This is a genomic window from Parasphingorhabdus sp. (assembly GCF_036963805.1).
GTDB lineage: Bacteria > Pseudomonadota > Alphaproteobacteria > Sphingomonadales > Sphingomonadaceae > Parasphingorhabdus.
In genome coordinates this window covers 488,620-506,628 of the sequence record NZ_JBALUN010000002.1, presented here as the reverse complement: position 1 = coordinate 506,628, position 18,009 = coordinate 488,620, and the positions used below count along the sequence as shown (strand labels likewise).

The window sequence follows — 18,009 nt, the reverse complement described above, 5'->3', positions numbered from 1 at the left end:
CTATGATTTACTACTCTAGCCGAATCCTCAAACCTCCGCTAACGAGCGCCCATGCTTAACTTCAGCAACATTACAGTCCGCCTTGGCGGCTCAGTTATTTTGGACGGCGCTACAGCCGCCCTGCCCCCTGGCGCACGCGTGGGGATGATCGGCCGCAATGGTGCCGGAAAATCCACCCTGATGAAAGTCGTGGCCGGATTATTGGAGCCAGATGACGGCAGTGTGGACATGCCCAAAGGCGCCCGTATGGGCTATATTGCGCAGGAAGCACCTGCCGGTGTGGAAACGCCGCTGGAAACCGTTTTGGCCGCTGATACGGAACGCGCCGCGCTGCTAGAAGAAGCGGAAACTGTCGCCGACCCGCACAGGATCGCCGAAGTTCACGAGCGTCTCAATATGATCGAGGCGCACAGCGCGCCGGCTCGTGCGGCAAAAATCCTGATCGGCCTTGGGTTCGATGAAGCGGCCCAACAACAGCCAATGGACAGTTTTTCCGGCGGTTGGCGGATGCGTGTCGCGCTCGCGGCGCTTCTGTTCTCGCAGCCCGAATTGCTATTGCTCGACGAGCCCTCCAACCACCTTGACCTTGAAGCGACCTTGTGGCTGGAAAATTTCCTGACTAGCTATCAGGCGACTATTTTGGTGATTAGCCATGAGCGGGATTTGCTCAACAATGTGGTCGATCATATCCTGCATCTGCAAGGCGGGAAAACCACGCTTTATCCCGGCGGCTATGACGCGTTTGAAAAACAACGCGCAGAACGTCAGGCGCAACTGGCCTCATCCCGCGAAAAACAAGTGGCTCAGAGGGAAAAGCTGCAAGCCTTTGTCACCCGTTGGGGTGCGAAAGCCCATAGTGCCAAACAGGCGCAAAGCCGTGTGAAGGCATTGTCCCGCATGGAGCCGATTGCGGCGGCGATTGAAGATCCCTCGCTCAGCTTTCATTTTCCCAATCCGGTGGAACTTAAACCGCCGCTGATCACGCTTGACGATGCGGCTGTCGGTTACGGCGATAATATCATATTGTCGGACCTCAACCTGCGCCTTGATCCCGATGATCGTACCGCTTTGCTGGGCCGCAATGGTAATGGTAAAACGACCCTTGCCCGTCTGCTCGCCAGCCAACTGGAACCCAAAGCAGGCTCTATGAGCAAATCCGGCAAGCTGACCGTGGGCTATTTCACCCAATATCAGGTCGAAGAACTGGATACGACCGATACGCCGCTGGAACATATGACGCGGCTGATGAAAGACGCCAAACCGGGCGCTGTTCGCGCACAATTGGGCCGCTTCGGCTTCTCCGGTGACAAGGCGACGATGAAAGTCGGCAAATTGTCAGGCGGCGAACGGGCGCGCTTGGCCTTGGCCTTGATCACACGCGACGCGCCGCATTTGTTGATCCTTGATGAGCCAACCAACCATCTCGACGTCGATGCCCGCGAAGCGTTGGTCCACGCCTTGAATGAATATAGCGGCGCGGTGATTTTGGTCAGCCATGACCGCCATATGCTAGAGCTTACCGCCGACCGTCTGGTCATGGTCGACAGCGGCAAAGCATCTGAATTTTCTGGGACTTTGAACGATTATACCGATTTTGTTCTGGGCAAGAATCAGGAACCCAAGGCTGGATCAGGTGGCGGTAGCGGCAATCGCAAGGAAGACCGCCGCATCGCCGCTGAACGACGCAAACAGCAATCGGAATTGCGCAAAACGGCCAGCACCGCCGAAAAGAAAATCGAAACACTTGGCAAAAAGCTGTCCGGCATTGACCGCGCCATGTTCGATCCGGCGACTGCCGAAAAAGATTTTACGGACCTCACCATGACCGAATTGATGAAATTACGCGCATCTGTGCAGGATGATCTGGAAAAAACTGAAGCCGCTTGGTTGGCAGCCAATGAAGCGCTGGACACCGCCAATGCTTAGACGCGTTTATGGCGGGCTAGCCATTAGATGACCGACACTTGGAAAATCTCCCTGCCGTGCACGCGTAGGGAAGCCGAACAATTGGCAAATGACGACCTATCCCTCGATCAATATGATGATGCCCCGACAATTGTTACACGCGAAGCCGCTCCGGATAGGCCCGATGATTGGGTGATCGAGGTTTATTGCAACTGGAATCCGGATAACGCGCTTCTAGACCATATCTGCAACCTTTCCCCATCGGCACAGCAATCCAAGATCAAACCGGTTGTCGAGAAACTACAAAATGAAGATTGGGTAACGCTCAGCCAGCGCGATCTGGAACCGCTGCGCGCCGGACGTTTTTATGTCCATACATCCAACAGTGCTCCACTGGACGACAAAGCCGTCAAGAATATCTGCATCGATGCCAGTCAAGCTTTTGGGACCGGACATCATGAAACGACGCTGGGTTGCCTCGAAAGCCTCGATCAGCTTAAACGAAATGGTCAGCTTTATTCCAATATTATCGACGTGGGAACTGGCACCGGCCTGCTCGCCTTCGTCGCCCGCCATCTCTGGCCAACTGCCCAGATTATCGCGAGCGATATTGATCCCGTTGCCGTTCAAGTCAGCGAAGAAAATGCCCGTGTGAATGGTATTACAACTGGAACAGCGCCCCGTGCGATAAAATTGCTCACCAGCAATGGCCTTGACCATCCCGCGATTAATCGCCGCGCGCCCTATGACCTTATCATCGCCAATATATTGGCCGGTCCGTTGATTGCTCTGGCCCCGCAAATTGCTGCTGCCGCTGCACCTAATACGGTCTTGATATTGGCTGGCTTACTAAAGGCACAAAAAATTGAAGTCGTTAGCGCCTATACCAGAGTAGGATTTCGCCTGCGCCATACGCGGGTCGGCGATGAATGGCCTTGCCTGACGCTGATCAAGGCTCGGGAATATGGGCCTGCCAAAACCAGAACAGCTATCCGGTCCCCACTGGCATCCGATTATTTCGGCGAGTGCTGAGCTGATTACACAATAACGGCTGTGTCACCTTGCGCGCTAACATGGTTCTGCGTGCCCCGTGTCACCACATCATCTGCATCGATAATGTCAGCAATGGCGATGTCAGGCAGGCGCGCAATTTTATCATATACCGGCTTAAAGTCAGTTTCGATTGTCACCCGCAACAATTCGTCCAGACTGGGAATGACAAAATAATTCTGCTGGAAATCATCAATCCTATATTCCGTCCGCAACACCCGTTCCAGATCGAACATGATGCGATTGGGACTGGCGTCGTCTAACGCAAACACGCTCTCGCCAAAGCTGGAAACAATTCCGGCTCCGTAAATCCGCAACCCTTCCGGCTCCTGCATCAATCCAAATTCAACCGTGTACCAATAGAGCCGCGCCAATTGTTTCAGCGTCCCATATTTTAGCGCCCAAAGCCCGCCGCGACCATAAGCCTGCATATAATCTGCAAAGCGTTGATCGGCCAACATGGGGACATGCCCAAAAACATCGTGAAAAATATCGGGTTCCTGCAAATAATCCAGCTGGTCCGGTCGCCTGATAAAATGCCCGGAAACAAAGCGGCGATTGGCGAGATGTTCAAAAAACACAGCATCGGGCACAAGCCCCGGTACCGCCACCACCTGCCAGCCAGTCGCATCCATCAATATTTTGTTCAATTCCTCAAAGTCAGGAATTCCGGGCTTGGTCAATTGCAATATATCGATACCATCCAGAAAAGCCTGCGCCGCGCGGCCCGGCAACATTTCCCGTTGGCGCGCAAATAGCGTGTCCCATGTGGCATGATCTTCGGCCGAATAGCCGGACCAGTTTTGATCAATGGTCCAGTCGGCATTTGCGTGCGCTGGCGGCTTGTCATAGACATGTAATTCTGGATCGGGAGTGGTGAGCATAAAGCCATCTTACAGCAAAAAAGGTTTCAATGGCAACTACTCGAATAAAATGGCTTAAACGCATCTTTGCCAGCCTTGCAGCAGCGGTCGCACTATATCTGATAGCCGCCCTTTTCGGTAGTATATTGCCCGCCAATCCATATTGGAAAAGCCCCGATGATGGCATAAAATTATATATAGAAACCAATGGCGTGCATACCGGAATCATCATGCCGATCCACAGCGATGTCCATGACTGGGGCGCATTGATCCGCCCCGAACATCTGGATGATCCCACAGAATATGGGAGTCACATATTAGTCGGATGGGGCCATGAAGGCGTCTATCGTAATACCCGATATTGGCAGAACCTCCGTTTCAAGGATGCCACCAGCGCGATATTGGGCAGCGATGATGTGCTACTCCATGTTTATCACCTGAAATATCCACAGGCTTATCCCCATTACCGGCGCGCATTCAAAGTCAGCGAAGCCGAATATCGGCTGATCGTGGAAGCGATAAAATCACGTTTCCTATTCGATCCGTCCGGTAACGCTATCCCCTCATCCGGCTATGGCAAGGATGATCTCTTCTATGAAGCGCGCGGCCATTATAACGCCTTTTACACCTGCAATAGCTGGACCAGCGATGTCCTGAGTCAGGCTGGTATCCGAACCGGTATCTGGACTCCTTTTCAGGGCGGTGTAATGCGCTGGTTTTTGGAACCGAATACGGATGGTTTGTGAGTGGGTAGAATCCGAACGAGCCACCTCCCATATTCGTCATCTATATTCGTCATCCTGAACTTGTTTCAGGATCCATTTTGCAGATATGCGCAGGTCGTGTTGTTCTTGCAATAGATCCTGAAACAAGTTCAGGATGACGAGAATATATACCCAAGAACATAAATCCCCCCTATCCCGCTGCTTTAACAATCTCCGCCCAAGCGGCTTCATCTATAACTTCGATGCCCAGCTCGGCCGCTTTCTTCATCTTTGATCCCGCACCGGGACCGGCAACCAATAAATCGGTTTTTGCACTGACCGAACCAGATGCTTTGGCGCCTAAAGCCTCCGCCTGTGCCTTGGCTTCATCGCGGCTCATAGTCTCTAGCTTGCCGGTGAAAACAACAGTTTTTCCTGCGACAGCGCTATCGCGGGTTTCGATAATATAATCCGGCGGCGTGACTTCTCCCATCAAATCATCCCAAACGGCGCGATTATGGGGTTCATGGAAAAAATCGGCGAGCGAATGCCCAACGGCCGCCCCAACGCCATCAATCGCAATGACTTCCGACACCGCATTATCAATCCGCTGCCGGTATTTTTTTTCCTCTTCGTCCGGCAATTTTTCAATGCCCGACCGCTCAGCCTCTATGGTTTCTGCCAGCGCAGCAATGTCTTTCAACCGCATCACTTTTTTCATCAAATCACGGGCGGAAACCGCGCCGATATGGCGAATGCCAAGACCAAAGAGCAGTCTTGCCGCATCGGCGGAGCGTTTCTTTTCCACAGCTGCCAACAAATTATCCACAGACTTATCCTGCCAGCCGTCGCGGGCTAATATCTCTGCACGATGCTGATGCAGCCGGAAAATATCAGCAGGACTTTCGATAAAACCTGCTTCGATAAATTCAGCGATGCTCTTTTCACCTAGTCCATCAATATCGAGAGCTGGCCGCGATGCAAAATGCGCCAGCCGCTGAAATCTTTGGGCCGGACAGATCAGCCCGCCCGTGCAGCGCACATCCACTTCGCCTTCTTCGGCCACAGCCTCACTATGGCAAATCGGGCAATGGTCGGGAAAATGATAGGGTTCGCGCGGTTCGTCGCGTGTGAGATTTTCCGCCACCTGCGGGATAACGTCCCCCGCCCGCTGCACCAACACGCGATCTCCCGGACGAACGCCCAGCCGCTCTATTTCATCCCGATTATGCAGCGTCACGTTAGACACGACCACGCCGCCCACCGTCACGGGCTTTAACCGGCCCACAGGAGTTAATTTGCCGGTGCGCCCGACTTGAATATCAATGCTTTCCAATGTGGTCTGCGCCTGTTCAGCGGGGAATTTATGCGCCAATGCCCAGCGCGGAGCCTTGGCGACGAAGCCAAGCCGCTGCTGCCAGTCGAGTCGGTCCACCTTATAGACCACACCGTCAATATCATAGGGCAGGTCCGCACGCTCCGCCTCTATATGGCGGTAATGGGCCAGCATATCGTCCAGCGTTTCAAACCGTTGGACCAGCGGCGATACCGGCACGCCCCAGCTTTTAATGGCCTTCATGACGTCAAAAGCTGTGTCGCCCGGCACTTCGCTTGCTACGCCCCAGCCATGGGCCCAGAATTTCAAAGGCCGCTTGGCGGTAATATTCGCATTTTTCTGCCGTAGTGAACCAGCTGCCGCATTGCGAGGATTGGCAAATTGACGGATTTTCTCGGGATCAAAATCGACATTTTTGGCCACCGCATCGGCTTTGCCTTCATCCATCAAACGGGCGTTGAGGCCATCAAAATCCGCCTTGGCCATATAGACCTCTCCGCGGATTTCGAAAATATCGGGCACATCCCCGATAAGCTTTTGGGGAATATCTGCGATCATCCGCACATTGGCGGTGACATCTTCCCCAATTTGACCGTCCCCGCGCGTCGCCGCCAGTACCAATTCGCCTTTTTCATAACGCAGCGAGCAGGACAGACCATCAATCTTGTCCTCCGCCGTCACCGCCACCGGTTCATCATCCGGCAAGTTCAAAAACCGTCGTACCCGCGCCAGCCATTCCGATATATCCTCATCGGAAAAGCCATTGTCGAGACTCATCATCCGCTGCTCATGGGCAACTTTAGAAAGCGGAGAGGCCGCCACCGCCGCGCCGACTAACTTGTTCGGGCTATCATCCCGCACCAGATGCGGAAATGCCTCTTCAAGTTCATTATTGCGCCGGACCAGCGCATCATAATCCGCGTCGGAAATTTCCGGCGTGTCCTCAGCATGATAAAGCTTGTTATGCTTGGCGATCTTGCGCGCGAGACGCATGAGTTCGTTGGCTGCATCGGCTTCATTCATACAAAGGTCTTAGCCGCATAGAAACGCGAACAAAAGCCGTTAAAATCAAGTTTTATTCAGGAGAGAAAGCGAAGCGTTTTCGTGATGCCCCAGGAGCCGCGCGCAACGCACCACCGATCAAACCAAAACCGAATATCAGCATCACCCAAGTAGCCGGCTCTGGCACAGCGTTCATCGTGCCTATTCCGACACCGCTATTCGAGCCATTAATATCCGGCGCGATTGATTGAAAGCGAGTAACAAAATTATCCAGCTCGATCGTATTGGTTCCGTCAACAAAATTGATCGAAAACGTACCTATTCCGGTCTGGCCTTGCGTCAGACCATTGGGTCCGCCGGTACAATTATTACCGCCTGTAGCACGGAAACATATCTCACGTACTCCAAGGCCTTCAGGGAAATTATTATTGGCGGCAGAAAACGGATAGGCCCCGGTCGCGGAGAAAGAGGAGATCGTATCTGCAGAGGTCACATCAAAGCCAAAAGAACGGATGCGCGATGCGTTGGTTGAATCGTTAGTCAGCGAATAGCTAAAATTATATGTTGTGTTGCCATTGGTGGCACCAACAAATGTAAACTCTTGTGACGCGCTGATCAGTGACGTCATCGAACCGCCGACTTTGCCTTCATAGCTTATTGAAAACGTGCTTCCGGTAACGCTCGAATCGATAAAGACCGCAGCACTTGTGGGCATAGCCACTAAAGAAGCCGCCAAAAATGATAAGGATATTAAATGTTTATACATATCGATCAGTCTATCCGTACGCAAATGTGCATCAGACACTTTATTAAACCTTTATTAGGCTAATTGCAAATTAGGCCAAGGAAGATTGTCCCGTTTTGCTACAGAATATCCCAGTATTCAAACCCCCTCCAGCAAACGATCCGCCTGCGCCCTTGCCTCATCGGTCACATCGGCACCGGACAGCATCCGCGCGATTTCCTGCCGACGGCCTTCGTTATCCAACGCGCGCACATCGGTACGCGATACGGTGCCGTTAGAGCTTTTATTGATCAGCATATGGGCATCGCCCTTAGAGGCCACTTGCGGGCTGTGCGTCACGACCAGCAATTGCGCGCTGCCCGAAAGCCGGGACAGCCGATCCCCAATGGCCGACGCCACTGCTCCGCCGACGCCGCGGTCAACCTCGTCAAAAATAATCGTCTTGGCGCCGCCTTCTTCTGCCAAGGCAACTTTCAGGGCCAATATGAACCGCGATAACTCCCCGCCCGAAGCAATTTTGCCGAGCGGAGCCAAGGGCGCACCGGGATTGGTGGAGATCAGAAATTCGATCCGGTCCATGCCATTGGCGCCCCAGCGATCTTCATCCAATGGCTCCAACAGGGTTTCAAACCGCGCTGCGTCCAGTTTCAGGGGTACGAGTTCACCCGCTACCGCTTTGTCGAGCGCTTTGGCCGCCTTGCTTCGCTTGATGCGTAGCGCCTCTGCAAGGTCCACGTAAGTCTGCTTGGAAGCTTTTACATTGGCCTCCAACGCGCCCAGTGATTTTCCGCCATCGCTAATCGCCGCTAACCGGTTTTCCAGATCAACTAGCAATTGCGGCAGGGCCTCTCCCTCAACCCGATGCTTGCGCGCTAATGCGCGCAGGTCAAAGAGTCGCGTCTCCATATCGTCGAGCCGCTGTGGATCAAACATCAGCGCTTGGGCCGCCTCGTTCAGCTTGTCCTCTGCTTCGCTGGCTTCGATCACCGCGCGATCAATAAACTGCAACGCTTCGGCCAGCAATGGATGGTCTTCAGCTATCCGGTCGAGCCGCCGCGCCGCCGCGCGCAAGGAAGCCAAACCGCCATTCGAGCCATCAAAGGCCGCCCGGATCGCCTCTAGGTCGCCGGTCAGCTTCTCGCCCTTCATCATCGTCGCGCGCTCAAGAGCCAATTCCTGCTCCTCGCCCGGTTGGGGCGCGAATTTAGAGAGTTCCGCCACGCTATGTTCCAGATATTCGCGGTCCAGTTCCGCCGCTTCCTGATCATTTAGCGCTTGTTCCAAAGCCTGTTTTGCGGACTGCCAGCCTTCAAAAGCCTGCCTTACCTTTTTGCTATCGGCACTGGCATAGGTGTCGAGCAATGCCCGATGGCCCCGTGGGTTAATCAGACCACGATCATCATGCTGCCCGTGAATCTCGATAAGCTTACTGCCCAATTCGCGCAGTAAGGTCGCGGAACAGGACTGATCATTCACAAAAGCGCGGCTACCGCCATCGGCTTTGACAGAGCGCTTTATAATAAGCGGTTCACCCGCTTCCACTTCTATATCATTATCCTGAAGATAGGCAGCCAGTTTGCTGCCCACTGGTGGCGGATCGAAACTTGCGGTTACCTGTGCCTTTTCCGTGCCTTGCCGGACCAATCCGCTATCCGCACGATTGCCGAGCGCTAGGCCCAGAGAATCCAGTAATATTGATTTACCCGCACCGGTTTCGCCGGTCAGCACCGACAGGCCCGCGCCGAACTCAAGGTCCAGCGCCTCTATGAGAACAATGTCACGAATGGAAAGGGACTGCAGCACAGCCCTCTCTTAAATCACGTTTATCTTAGCCGCAATGTCCCATGGACATTGAACGCTGTAATTTAAGCGGATTTCAGGTCGCGCCGTGCTTGTTGACCAGTGCATAAGCGCGCTCATACCATTTCGAACCGGGATAGTTGGCACCCAGAACCGCAGCAGTTTTCTTGGCTTCACTAGGCACGCCGAGTGCGAGATAGGATTCCGTCAACCGCATCAGCGCTTCTGCGGCGTGAGTCGTGGTTTCATATTTCTCGATCACGGTGCGAAAACGGATAGTTGCGGCCAACCATTTGCCGCGCCGCTGGTAAAAACGGCCAATTTCCATTTCTTTGCCGGCAAGATGGTCATTGACCAAATCCATTTTCAAAGTGGCATCGGCGGCATAGCGGGTATTGGGATAGCGGCGGGCGACTTCACCCAATGTGGACAGCGCCTGCTCGGTAATCTTCTGATCCCGGGTGACGTCACTAATCTGCTCATAATAGCTGAGCGCGATCAGATAATAGGCATAAGGCGCGTCTTTATTACCCGGATGGATGGAAAGAAAACGCCGCGATGATTCGATCGCGTTATTATAATCACCGGCGACATAATAGCTAAATGCACTCATTTGCTGTGCGCGGCGCGCCCATGGCGAATAAGGATGCTGGCGCTCCACCTCATCAAACAAGGCCGCCGCAATCTTATATTGGCCGTTGTCCAGGCGCTCTTTTGCAGCATTATAGAGGGTATTCACATCACGAGCGACATAGCGAGTGTCCCCGCCTTTACCTCCTCCGCCGCCCATGCCTGCACAGGCTGAAAGAGTGGTAACCGACAGGCCCAGCAGAGCCGCTTTGATGATCATGTTTTTCATAACACTTCCCTTAACCACTAATCCCCTGCCCGCCAATAGTTGTTTGAGCGATGCGTAATCATTGATCGCTCCTAGCGGCTTGTAGTTATCTGCAAGATGAATGATTTGCGCAAAAAAAGGGCCCCGCTTTCACGGAGCCCTTCATTATAATATTAAATCGAAAATCTAGTCTTCGGTAATCGAGCTTGGCAAAGGAATATCGCCGCCATCATCCTTTGGACCATCATTGTTCCGGCCACGTCCGCCGCCATCACGGCCACGTCCACCACCGTCGCGGCCACGACCACCGCCGCCGCCAGCACCGTCACGGCGTGGTCCACGAGGTTTATCACCACGTGGTTCGCGTGCAGGACGGGTGTCCTCCAGTTCTTCACCGGTTTCCTGATCAACAACCCGCATCGACAGGCGAACCTTGCCACGCTGATCGATTTCAAGAACCTTAACCTTGACTTCCTGGCCTTCGCTCAGTTCGTCAGCAACTTTCTCGACGCGCTCATTCTTGATTTCAGAGACGTGGACGAGACCGTCTTTGCCGCCCATGAAGTTCACAAATGCACCAAAGTCGACGAGGTTCACAACTTTACCATCATAGACTTTGCCAACTTCGGCTTCTTCCACAATGCCCTTGATCCATGCGATCGCCGCATCAATCTGTGATTTCTCGGAAGAAGAAACCTTGATCAGGCCTTCATCATCAATGTCGACCTTCGCACCGGTTTCGGCAACGATTTCGCGGATCACTTTGCCGCCGGTACCAATAACTTCACGGATCTTCTCTTTGTTGATCTGCAATGTTTCGATACGCGGAGCATGTTCGGACATTTCGGTACGAACGGAGCTAAGCGCCTTGGCCATTTCACCAAGGATATGCGCGCGGCCGCCACTGGCTTGTTCCAAAGCTGACTTCATGATTTCCTGCGTAATGCCGGCCACCTTGATGTCCATCTGCAAGGAAGTGATGCCTTTTTCGGTACCAGCAACCTTGAAGTCCATGTCGCCGAGATGATCTTCGTCGCCAAGAATGTCGGAAAGAACCGCAAATTCTTCGCCTTCGAGGATCAGGCCCATCGCAATACCGGAAACCGGACGCGCCAACGGCACACCGGCATCCATCATTGCCAGCGAACCGCCACAAACGGTCGCCATTGAAGACGAACCATTGGACTCGGTAATGTCGGACAAAACACGGATCGTATATGGAAAATCTTCCACTGTCGGCAAAACTGGACGCAGTGCACGGAAAGCGAGCTTACCATGTCCTGTTTCGCGGCGGCTGGTAAATCCGAAACGCCCAACTTCACCAACCGAATAAGGCGGGAAGTTATAGTGCAGCATGAAGTTGGTGTAGCTGAGGCCATCCAACCCATCGATCATCTGCTCGGCGTCTTTGGTGCCCAAAGTCGTGGTCACAATTGCCTGTGTCTCACCGCGGGTAAACAAAGCCGAACCGTGGGTCCGTGGCAGCAAGCCAACCATGGCTTCAATCGGGCGAACCTGATCAAGCTTCCGACCGTCAATACGGGTACCGTCTTTGATGATAGCGCCGCGAACGATTTCGGCTTCCAGTTTCTTAACCATCTTACCGGCAGTCATCTGGGTTTGGCCGTCTGCGTCAGCATATTTTTCTTTGGCTTTGTCGCGAACCTTGTTCAGCGCGTTGCTACGCTCTGACTTGTCGGTTTTCTTGTAAGCCGCAGCAATATCTTTTCCGACCAGCTTACGCAGGGCGTCTTTGATGTCACTATTGTCGTCGCCAGCATCAAGCTGCCAAGGCTCTTTCGCAGCCTGTTCAGCCAGATCGATGATCAGGCCAGCAACCTGCTTGGACGCCTCATGAGCGAACGCCACAGCGCCGAGCATGACTTCTTCGGAAAGCTCTTGCGCTTCCGATTCAACCATCATCACTGCGCCATGTGTAGCAGCCACAACCAGGTCGAGTTCGCCTGTTGCGACTTCTTCCATGGATGGGTTCAGCTGATATTCGCCTGCTTTGTAACCAACACGAGCCGCACCGATAGGGCCCATGAAAGGTACGCCGGAGATGGTCAGTGCAGCAGAAGCCGCAACCATTGCCAAAATATCCGGCTCGTTGACGCCGTCATAACTCATAACCTGACAGATCACGTTGATTTCGTTGAAGAAACCTTCTGGGAACAGAGGACGGCAAGGACGGTCAATCAAACGCGATGTCAGCGTTTCTTTTTCCGTCGCACGGCCTTCGCGCTTGAAAAAGCCACCTGGAATACGACCAGCGGCTGAGAATTTTTCCTGATAGTGGACGGTGAGCGGGAAGAAATCTTGTCCATCGCGTACCGATTTAGCGGCAGTTACTGCGCAGAGTACAACCGTTTCGCCGAGGGTCGCGAGTACAGCGCCGTCAGCCTGACGAGCAATACGGCCCGTTTCGAGAGTGAGGGTCTGTCCGCCCCACTGCATTTCAACTTTTTTTACATCAAACATTCTTGTTTTCCTTTGTCCCGCCTGCCCTATGCAGTGCGGGGGCTTTCATATTTGTCCAGCAATCCGGCTGAACAGCGGTTCGGGGCCATTTGTGCCCCTTTTGATGAGCATTGCTGCCTTATTGCCGCAACGCCCGATAAGAAAACGGCCTCCATTGGGAGGCCGGTTTCAAAACTCTTATTTCCGCAAACCAAGTGCGGAAATTAATTTGGTATAGCGATCTGCATCTTTCTTGCGGAGATAATCCAGCAAGCTGCGACGCTTGTTGACCATCATAAGCAATCCGCGACGGGAGTGGTTATCTTTGTGATGGCCTTTAAAATGCTCGGTAAGGTTTACGATACGCTCTGTGAGGATGGAAACCTGTACTTCCGGGGAACCGGTGTCGCCTTTTGTCTGTGCGAATTTTTCAATCAGTTCCTGTTTTTTTTCTGCAGTAATCGTCATAATCTAAGTTTTCCTTCGAACATCTTTACAGATTAAACCCGCGAACGACCTTTACGGTGCCGTCAACAAGCTCAGCCAAGGCAACCGGACTATCGTCTTCGGTCGCCAAGAAAAGCCCGTGCAACCCTTGTTTTTGGGCGGGGTTCCCGATCAAATCCTGTTCGTCCAGCGTCATGCCTTGCCGAAGCAGTCTCGCCTGATCAGGAGTGAGGTTAAAAGCCGGGATGTCGTCCAGCCCCGCCTCAAGCGGCAAGAGATAATCTTTAATGTCCGCGCCCTTACCAATTTCATTGAGTTTGTCCAGTGAAATCGCATGTTTCAGCGCGAACGGACCCGCCTTGGTCCTCCTTAACATGGTGACGTGACCAACTGTGTTCAAGGCACGGGCGATATCACGCGCCAGAGAGCGTATATAGGTTCCTTTGGAGACTGAGGCCGTGAGGGTAATTTCTTGCAAAGGCTCGTCATCCTGAACTTGTTTAGCTTCGCTGGTCTGACGACTCAGGATCTCAGGTGCGATGTTATTAGATCCTGAAACAAGTTCAGGATGACGAATTTCTAGAGAGTGGATAGTAACAGCCCGCAGCTTCATCTCCACCGGCTCGCCAGCCCGTGCCAGATCATAGGCCCGCCTACCGTTGATTTTCAGCGCCGAATATTTGGGTGGTATCTGTTCAATCGGCCCTGTGAATTGCGGTAAGATCGCTTCGATCTCGGCCAACGTCGGCAAATGATCCGATGTCTCACTCACCTCCCCTTCGGCATCCAGCGTTTCGGTCTCCGTCCCGAACGTGATTGTAAATTCATAGATTTTCGACGCATCGAGCATACGGCCGCATAGTTTAGTTGCCTCACCAATGGCGATCGGCAACACGCCGGTCGCCAAGGGGTCCAGCGTCCCGCCATGACCGACCTTGGCCTTGTTCTTGCCTTTTCCCATTAGACCGGCCTCGCGCAGGTTGCGCTTTACCGCGCCGACTGCTTGCGTCGAGCCGAGCTCCAAGGGTTTGTCAAGAATGATCCAGCCATGGGGCTTATTCAACCGACCCACTCCTCTTTCAGCAAGCCGAATACCGCCGTATCACGGACATAACCGGTCCAGGTCTTCCGGTTCCTGCGCAGCGTGCCTTCATGCTTCGCCCCCAGTTTCAACACCGCGGCCATAGAGCGTTTGTTACGGGCATCGACGGTAAATTCTATCCGCCAGAAACCGCTCGCAAACGCATGGTCGATCATCAGTTTTTTCATCCGGCGGTTAAAATCCGAGCCCCGCACCGATGGTTCAATATAGGTTCCGCCAATCATCACGGTGCCATTTTCCAAGCTCGGATGGATATAGCTGGTCGTGCCGACCACCTGATCGCCATTGAATACTGTAAAGCGTACCCAACCGTCTTCGCCGTGAAAGGATTTGAGCTGTGCATCAAAATCATCATCCAGCATATTGACCGGATAAATGTCCCAAATTTCCGTATCTTTCGCACAGGCCGCCCGAACATGCGGCAGATGGTTAGCTTCAAAGGGAATTATCCGCACATCGCCGTCGATCAACGCAATATCCAAAGGTGCATCGGTTTTAGCCATTGAGCGTCTCCATGAAAAGCTTTCAGCCAATCTTCGCAGTTGATCTCGCTATTGCTCTTCTTCGCCCAGATCTTGAGCGACTTTCGGATGGCTCAGCAAACTATTGATATGCTCGGCTTCATCGAAGCTTTCATCCGCCAGGAATTTCAACTTTGCGGCATATTTCAACTGCACCCGCTTCGCGACTTCCTTCTGGAAAAAGGCCGTGTTGGTTTTCAGCGCCTTGAGCACATCCGCTTCATTCGCGCCCAACAAAGGTTTCACAAAAACCGTCGCATGGCGCAAATCCGGAGACATACGCACCTCGGTCACGCTGACGGAATGAGAAGTCAGCACATCATCATGCACCTCTCCGCGTATCAGCAGTTCCGACAATATATGCCGGGCTTGTTCGCCCACGCGGAGCAACCGTACAGAGCGGCCTTCAGGAGATACGTCATTATATTTTGCCATAAAAAACTACTTGAGTTGATCCAAGATAAAGAAGCCAGAGATTGATTTCGAGCCACTGAGAAGCCGCCAAACAAACCGACACGAACCCGTCAAAACCCTTCCATTCGTCATACTGAACTCAATTCAGCATCCAGAGCGACATTCACTTGCCTGCCGCCCTGGCCACAGATCAAAACCGCGGTACTGACATTATCAAAGAATACGTTCTTTTTCTTCGATCTCAAAGACTTCCAGCATATCGCCCGGTTTGATGTCATTGGTATCTTCGAGCACCGCGCCACATTCCATGCCGGCACGAACCTCTTCGACATCGTCCTTGAACCGCCGCAGCGACGCGATGGTCGTTGCGCTGACGATGACATCGTCGCGGGTAAGACGTGCAAACAGACCTTTGCGAAGAGAGCCTTCGGTGACCAGCAAACCAGCCGCCTTGTCTTTCTTGCCCGATTTGAAGACATCTTTGACTTCGGCGCGGCCCATGACATTCTCGATCTTCTCTGGACCAAGTTCACCGGCCATTTCAGCACGAATATCGTCGGTCAGATCATAGATGATATCGAAATATTTCAGCCGCACACCATCGCGCTTCGCAATGTCACGAGCTTTGGCGTTGGGTCGCACGTTAAAGCCGATGATCGGTGCTTTGCTGGCACTAGCCAAAGTCACATCAGACTCTGTGATTGCGCCAACACCGCTATGCAAAATCCGAACTTTGATATCGTCGTTGGATATTTTGTTCAGCGCCTGCACAATAGCTTCGGCACTGCCCTGCACGTCAGCTTTAACAAGCAGCGGGAATTCCACTGCACTGTCGGCTGCGGCCGAGAACATATTTTCCAGACTTGTTGGCGCTTGCGTCGTGCGGTGCAGCTTTTCTTGCTCTGCACGATAGGCGGCAACCTCACGGGCGCGAGATTCGTTTTCAACGACCGTCAGTTTATCACCAGCCGAAGGAACGCCGGAAAGCCCAAGGACTTCCACTGGAACCGAGGGCCCCGCTTCTTTGGTCTGCGCGCCTTTGTCATCAATCAAAGCCCGGACTTTACCGGTCTGTGAGCCGACAACGAAAATATCGCCGCGTTTCAATGTGCCGCGCTGAACCAACACGGTTGCAACGGGTCCACGTCCTTTATCAAGCTTCGCTTCAACCACAATGCCTTCGGCCGGACGATCCGGACGGGCCTTAAGTTCAAGCAATTCAGCCTGCATATGGATTTTCTCGATCAGCTCATCAAGATTAATCTTCTTGAGCGCAGAGACTTCCACATCCTGTACGTCACCAGACATGGCCTCCACAATGACTTCATGTTCAAGCAAGCGGGTGCGGACCGTTGTCGGGTCAGCGCCTTCTTTATCGATCTTATTGATCGCGACAATCATCGGTACGCCCGCGGCCTTGGTGTGGCTAATCGCTTCAATTGTCTGTGGCATGAGACCATCATCGGCAGCCACAACCAATATTACGATATCAGTCACGTTGGCACCGCGAGACCGCATGCTTGTGAAAGCTGCGTGGCCCGGCGTATCAAGGAAGGTGATCTTCTCACCATTTTTCATTTTAACTTGATAGGCACCGATATGCTGGGTGATGCCACCGGCTTCACCGGCGACTACGTCGGTTCCGCGCAAAGCGTCGAGCAAGGTTGTTTTACCATGATCGACGTGACCCATGATCGTCACCACAGGAGGACGCGGTTTTTGCGTTTCTTCCGGATCAACATCATGTTCGGTTTTAATTTCAACATCGGACTCGGACACACGCTGGATGCGGTGGCCAAATTCCTCGACCAACAGCTCCGCTGTATCCTGGTCAATCGTCTGGTTGACGGTGACCATTGATCCCATGTTGAACAGGGATTTGACTAGGTGCGCACCTTTTTCGCCCATACGTTTGGACAATTCCTGTACGGTAATCGCTTCTGGCACAATCACATCGCGGACCTGCTTTTCACGCGGTTCGCGCGGCTGACCGGACCTTAGCGCACGCTTTTCTTTCTCACGCGCACGCTTGAGCGCCGCAAGAGAACGAGCACGTGCTGCACCATCTTCACCGCGCAAAGCTTTGTTGACGGTTAACTTGCCAGATTGGCGGCGATCGTTGCGATCGCTACGTCCGGTTTTCGGTTTTGCTTTTGGTTCAGGCCGTTTTGGCGCTTCCACCGGCGTAAATTTCCGGGCTGGTGGATGCTTGGACGTCGCAGCAGCAGTTGTTGTTGGTGTTGCTTCTTCTTTCGCTGCCTCCGCCGGAGCTTCCACAGCGTCATCTGCAACAACAGATGCGGCAGCAGCAGCTTCAGCCACCTTAATTTCTTCCTGAGCCTTTTTCGCCGCTTCCTCTTCGGCTTTACGATTATCTTCGGCGCGTTTTTTCTCTTCGGCTGTCTGATCTTTCTTGGCCTTGGTATCGCGTTTGCGCGCTTCTTGCATCGCTGACAAACGGGATTCTTCGGCTTCGCGTAGCAATTTGGCCTGTTTTTCCTGACGGGTCAGGACATCCTCCTGCCGTGCTCTTGGAGCGGGCGCGAGCTTTTTCGCCTCTACCGCCGCCGGTGTAGGTGTAGGTGTAGGTGATGGTGTTGGTGCAGGAATTGGCATTTCCGGAACGATATCCTTCGCCGCTTCCTGTGCTCCTGGCTTGCCCACCAATTTACGGCGCTTAACCTCAACGACGACCTTGTTGGTGCGCCCATGACTAAACGTCTGTTTGACTTCGCCAGGTTCAACCGAACGCTTCAGTCCCAAAGGCTTGCGTGCAGGTTTGGCGGTATCTTTGCTATCTTCACTCATCGAACAGACTTAAT

Annotated in this window: 14 protein-coding genes; 3 read left to right on the top strand and 11 right to left on the bottom strand. The window is 53.2% G+C overall.

The features are described 5' to 3' along the window. The first annotated feature begins 51 nt into the window (after positions 1–51). Positions 52–1,926 (top strand): ATP-binding cassette domain-containing protein, encoded by a 1,875-nt coding sequence (locus tag V7676_RS09085; protein ID WP_335659368.1) that lies wholly within the window; start codon positions 52–54, stop codon positions 1,924–1,926. 27 nt (positions 1,927–1,953) lie between these two features. Further along, positions 1,954–2,937 carry a 50S ribosomal protein L11 methyltransferase gene (locus V7676_RS09080; protein ID WP_335659367.1) on the top strand — a complete coding sequence of 328 codons (984 nt, stop codon included), beginning with the start codon at positions 1,954–1,956 and terminating at the stop codon, positions 2,935–2,937. Positions 2,938–2,942: 5 nt separating this feature from the next. Here the strand turns inward: V7676_RS09080 and phhA are convergent, their stop codons facing one another. Continuing rightward, a complete protein-coding gene (phhA, locus tag V7676_RS09075) occupies positions 2,943–3,839 on the bottom strand; it encodes a phenylalanine 4-monooxygenase (protein WP_335659366.1) in 897 nt (298 codons plus the stop codon). Between the two features lie 29 nt (positions 3,840–3,868). Here phhA and V7676_RS09070 point away from each other — a divergent pair, with 29 nt between their 5' ends. Then, entirely contained in the window at positions 3,869–4,564 is a 696-nt protein-coding gene (locus tag V7676_RS09070) for a TIGR02117 family protein (protein ID WP_335659365.1), read from the top strand. 169 nt (positions 4,565–4,733) lie between these two features. Here the strand turns inward: V7676_RS09070 and ligA are convergent, their stop codons facing one another. The 10 genes from ligA to infB form a co-directional block, all read right to left on the bottom strand. Continuing rightward, entirely contained in the window at positions 4,734–6,881 is a 2,148-nt protein-coding gene (gene ligA / locus V7676_RS09065) for an NAD-dependent DNA ligase LigA (RefSeq protein ID WP_335659364.1), read from the bottom strand. Between the two features lie 52 nt (positions 6,882–6,933). Next, positions 6,934–7,665, bottom strand: coding sequence for a cistern family PEP-CTERM protein (locus V7676_RS09060; RefSeq protein WP_335659363.1), 732 nt, complete (start codon positions 7,663–7,665; stop codon positions 6,934–6,936). 78 nt (positions 7,666–7,743) lie between these two features. Continuing rightward, on the bottom strand, positions 7,744–9,408 hold the full coding sequence (gene recN / locus V7676_RS09055) for a DNA repair protein RecN (protein WP_335659362.1): 1,665 nt from the start codon (positions 9,406–9,408) through the stop codon (positions 7,744–7,746). Positions 9,409–9,481: 73 nt separating this feature from the next. Continuing rightward, on the bottom strand, positions 9,482–10,255 hold the full coding sequence (locus tag V7676_RS09050; RefSeq protein WP_335659554.1) for an outer membrane protein assembly factor BamD: 774 nt from the start codon (positions 10,253–10,255) through the stop codon (positions 9,482–9,484). Positions 10,256–10,429: 174 nt separating this feature from the next. Further along, positions 10,430–12,724, bottom strand: a complete 2,295-nt coding sequence (pnp, locus tag V7676_RS09045; RefSeq protein WP_335659361.1) for a polyribonucleotide nucleotidyltransferase — start codon at positions 12,722–12,724, stop codon at positions 10,430–10,432. A 177-nt stretch (positions 12,725–12,901) separates the two neighbouring features. Continuing rightward, positions 12,902–13,171: a 30S ribosomal protein S15 gene (gene rpsO, locus V7676_RS09040; RefSeq protein WP_335659360.1), complete on the bottom strand. Its 270-nt coding sequence runs from the start codon at positions 13,169–13,171 to the stop codon at positions 12,902–12,904. A 25-nt stretch (positions 13,172–13,196) separates the two neighbouring features. Beyond that, entirely contained in the window at positions 13,197–14,213 is a 1,017-nt protein-coding gene (gene truB, locus V7676_RS09035) for a tRNA pseudouridine(55) synthase TruB (RefSeq protein WP_335659359.1), read from the bottom strand. After that, positions 14,210–14,755 carry a GNAT family N-acetyltransferase gene (locus V7676_RS09030; RefSeq protein ID WP_335659358.1) on the bottom strand — a complete coding sequence of 182 codons (546 nt, stop codon included), beginning with the start codon at positions 14,753–14,755 and terminating at the stop codon, positions 14,210–14,212. The genes truB and V7676_RS09030 overlap by 4 nt, the downstream gene beginning before the upstream one ends. Positions 14,756–14,803: 48 nt before the next feature. Next, a complete protein-coding gene (rbfA, locus tag V7676_RS09025; RefSeq protein WP_335659357.1) occupies positions 14,804–15,208 on the bottom strand; it encodes a 30S ribosome-binding factor RbfA in 405 nt (134 codons plus the stop codon). Between the two features lie 192 nt (positions 15,209–15,400). Further along, entirely contained in the window at positions 15,401–17,995 is a 2,595-nt protein-coding gene (gene infB / locus V7676_RS09020) for a translation initiation factor IF-2 (RefSeq protein WP_335659356.1), read from the bottom strand. Positions 17,996–18,009 lie beyond the last annotated feature (14 nt).

What these genes read in the sequence shown, in the direction of transcription:
- V7676_RS09085 (WP_335659368.1), top strand. Translation starts at nt 52, where the DNA reads ATGCTTAACTTCAGCAACATTACAGTCCGCCTTGGCGGCTCAGTTATT.
- V7676_RS09080 (WP_335659367.1), top strand. Translation starts at nt 1,954, where the DNA reads ATGACCGACACTTGGAAAATCTCCCTGCCGTGCACGCGTAGGGAAGCC.
- phhA (WP_335659366.1), bottom strand. Translation starts at nt 3,839, where the DNA reads ATGCTCACCACTCCCGATCCAGAATTACATGTCTATGACAAGCCGCCA.
- V7676_RS09070 (WP_335659365.1), top strand. Translation starts at nt 3,869, where the DNA reads ATGGCAACTACTCGAATAAAATGGCTTAAACGCATCTTTGCCAGCCTT.
- ligA (WP_335659364.1), bottom strand. Translation starts at nt 6,881, where the DNA reads ATGAATGAAGCCGATGCAGCCAACGAACTCATGCGTCTCGCGCGCAAG.
- V7676_RS09050 (WP_335659554.1), bottom strand. Translation starts at nt 10,255, where the DNA reads ATGATCATCAAAGCGGCTCTGCTGGGCCTGTCGGTTACCACTCTTTCA.
- pnp (WP_335659361.1), bottom strand. Translation starts at nt 12,724, where the DNA reads ATGTTTGATGTAAAAAAAGTTGAAATGCAGTGGGGCGGACAGACCCTC.
- rpsO (WP_335659360.1), bottom strand. Translation starts at nt 13,171, where the DNA reads ATGACGATTACTGCAGAAAAAAAACAGGAACTGATTGAAAAATTCGCA.
- V7676_RS09030 (WP_335659358.1), bottom strand. Translation starts at nt 14,755, where the DNA reads ATGGCTAAAACCGATGCACCTTTGGATATTGCGTTGATCGACGGCGAT.
- rbfA (WP_335659357.1), bottom strand. Translation starts at nt 15,208, where the DNA reads ATGGCAAAATATAATGACGTATCTCCTGAAGGCCGCTCTGTACGGTTG.
- infB (WP_335659356.1), bottom strand. Translation starts at nt 17,995, where the DNA reads ATGAGTGAAGATAGCAAAGATACCGCCAAACCTGCACGCAAGCCTTTG.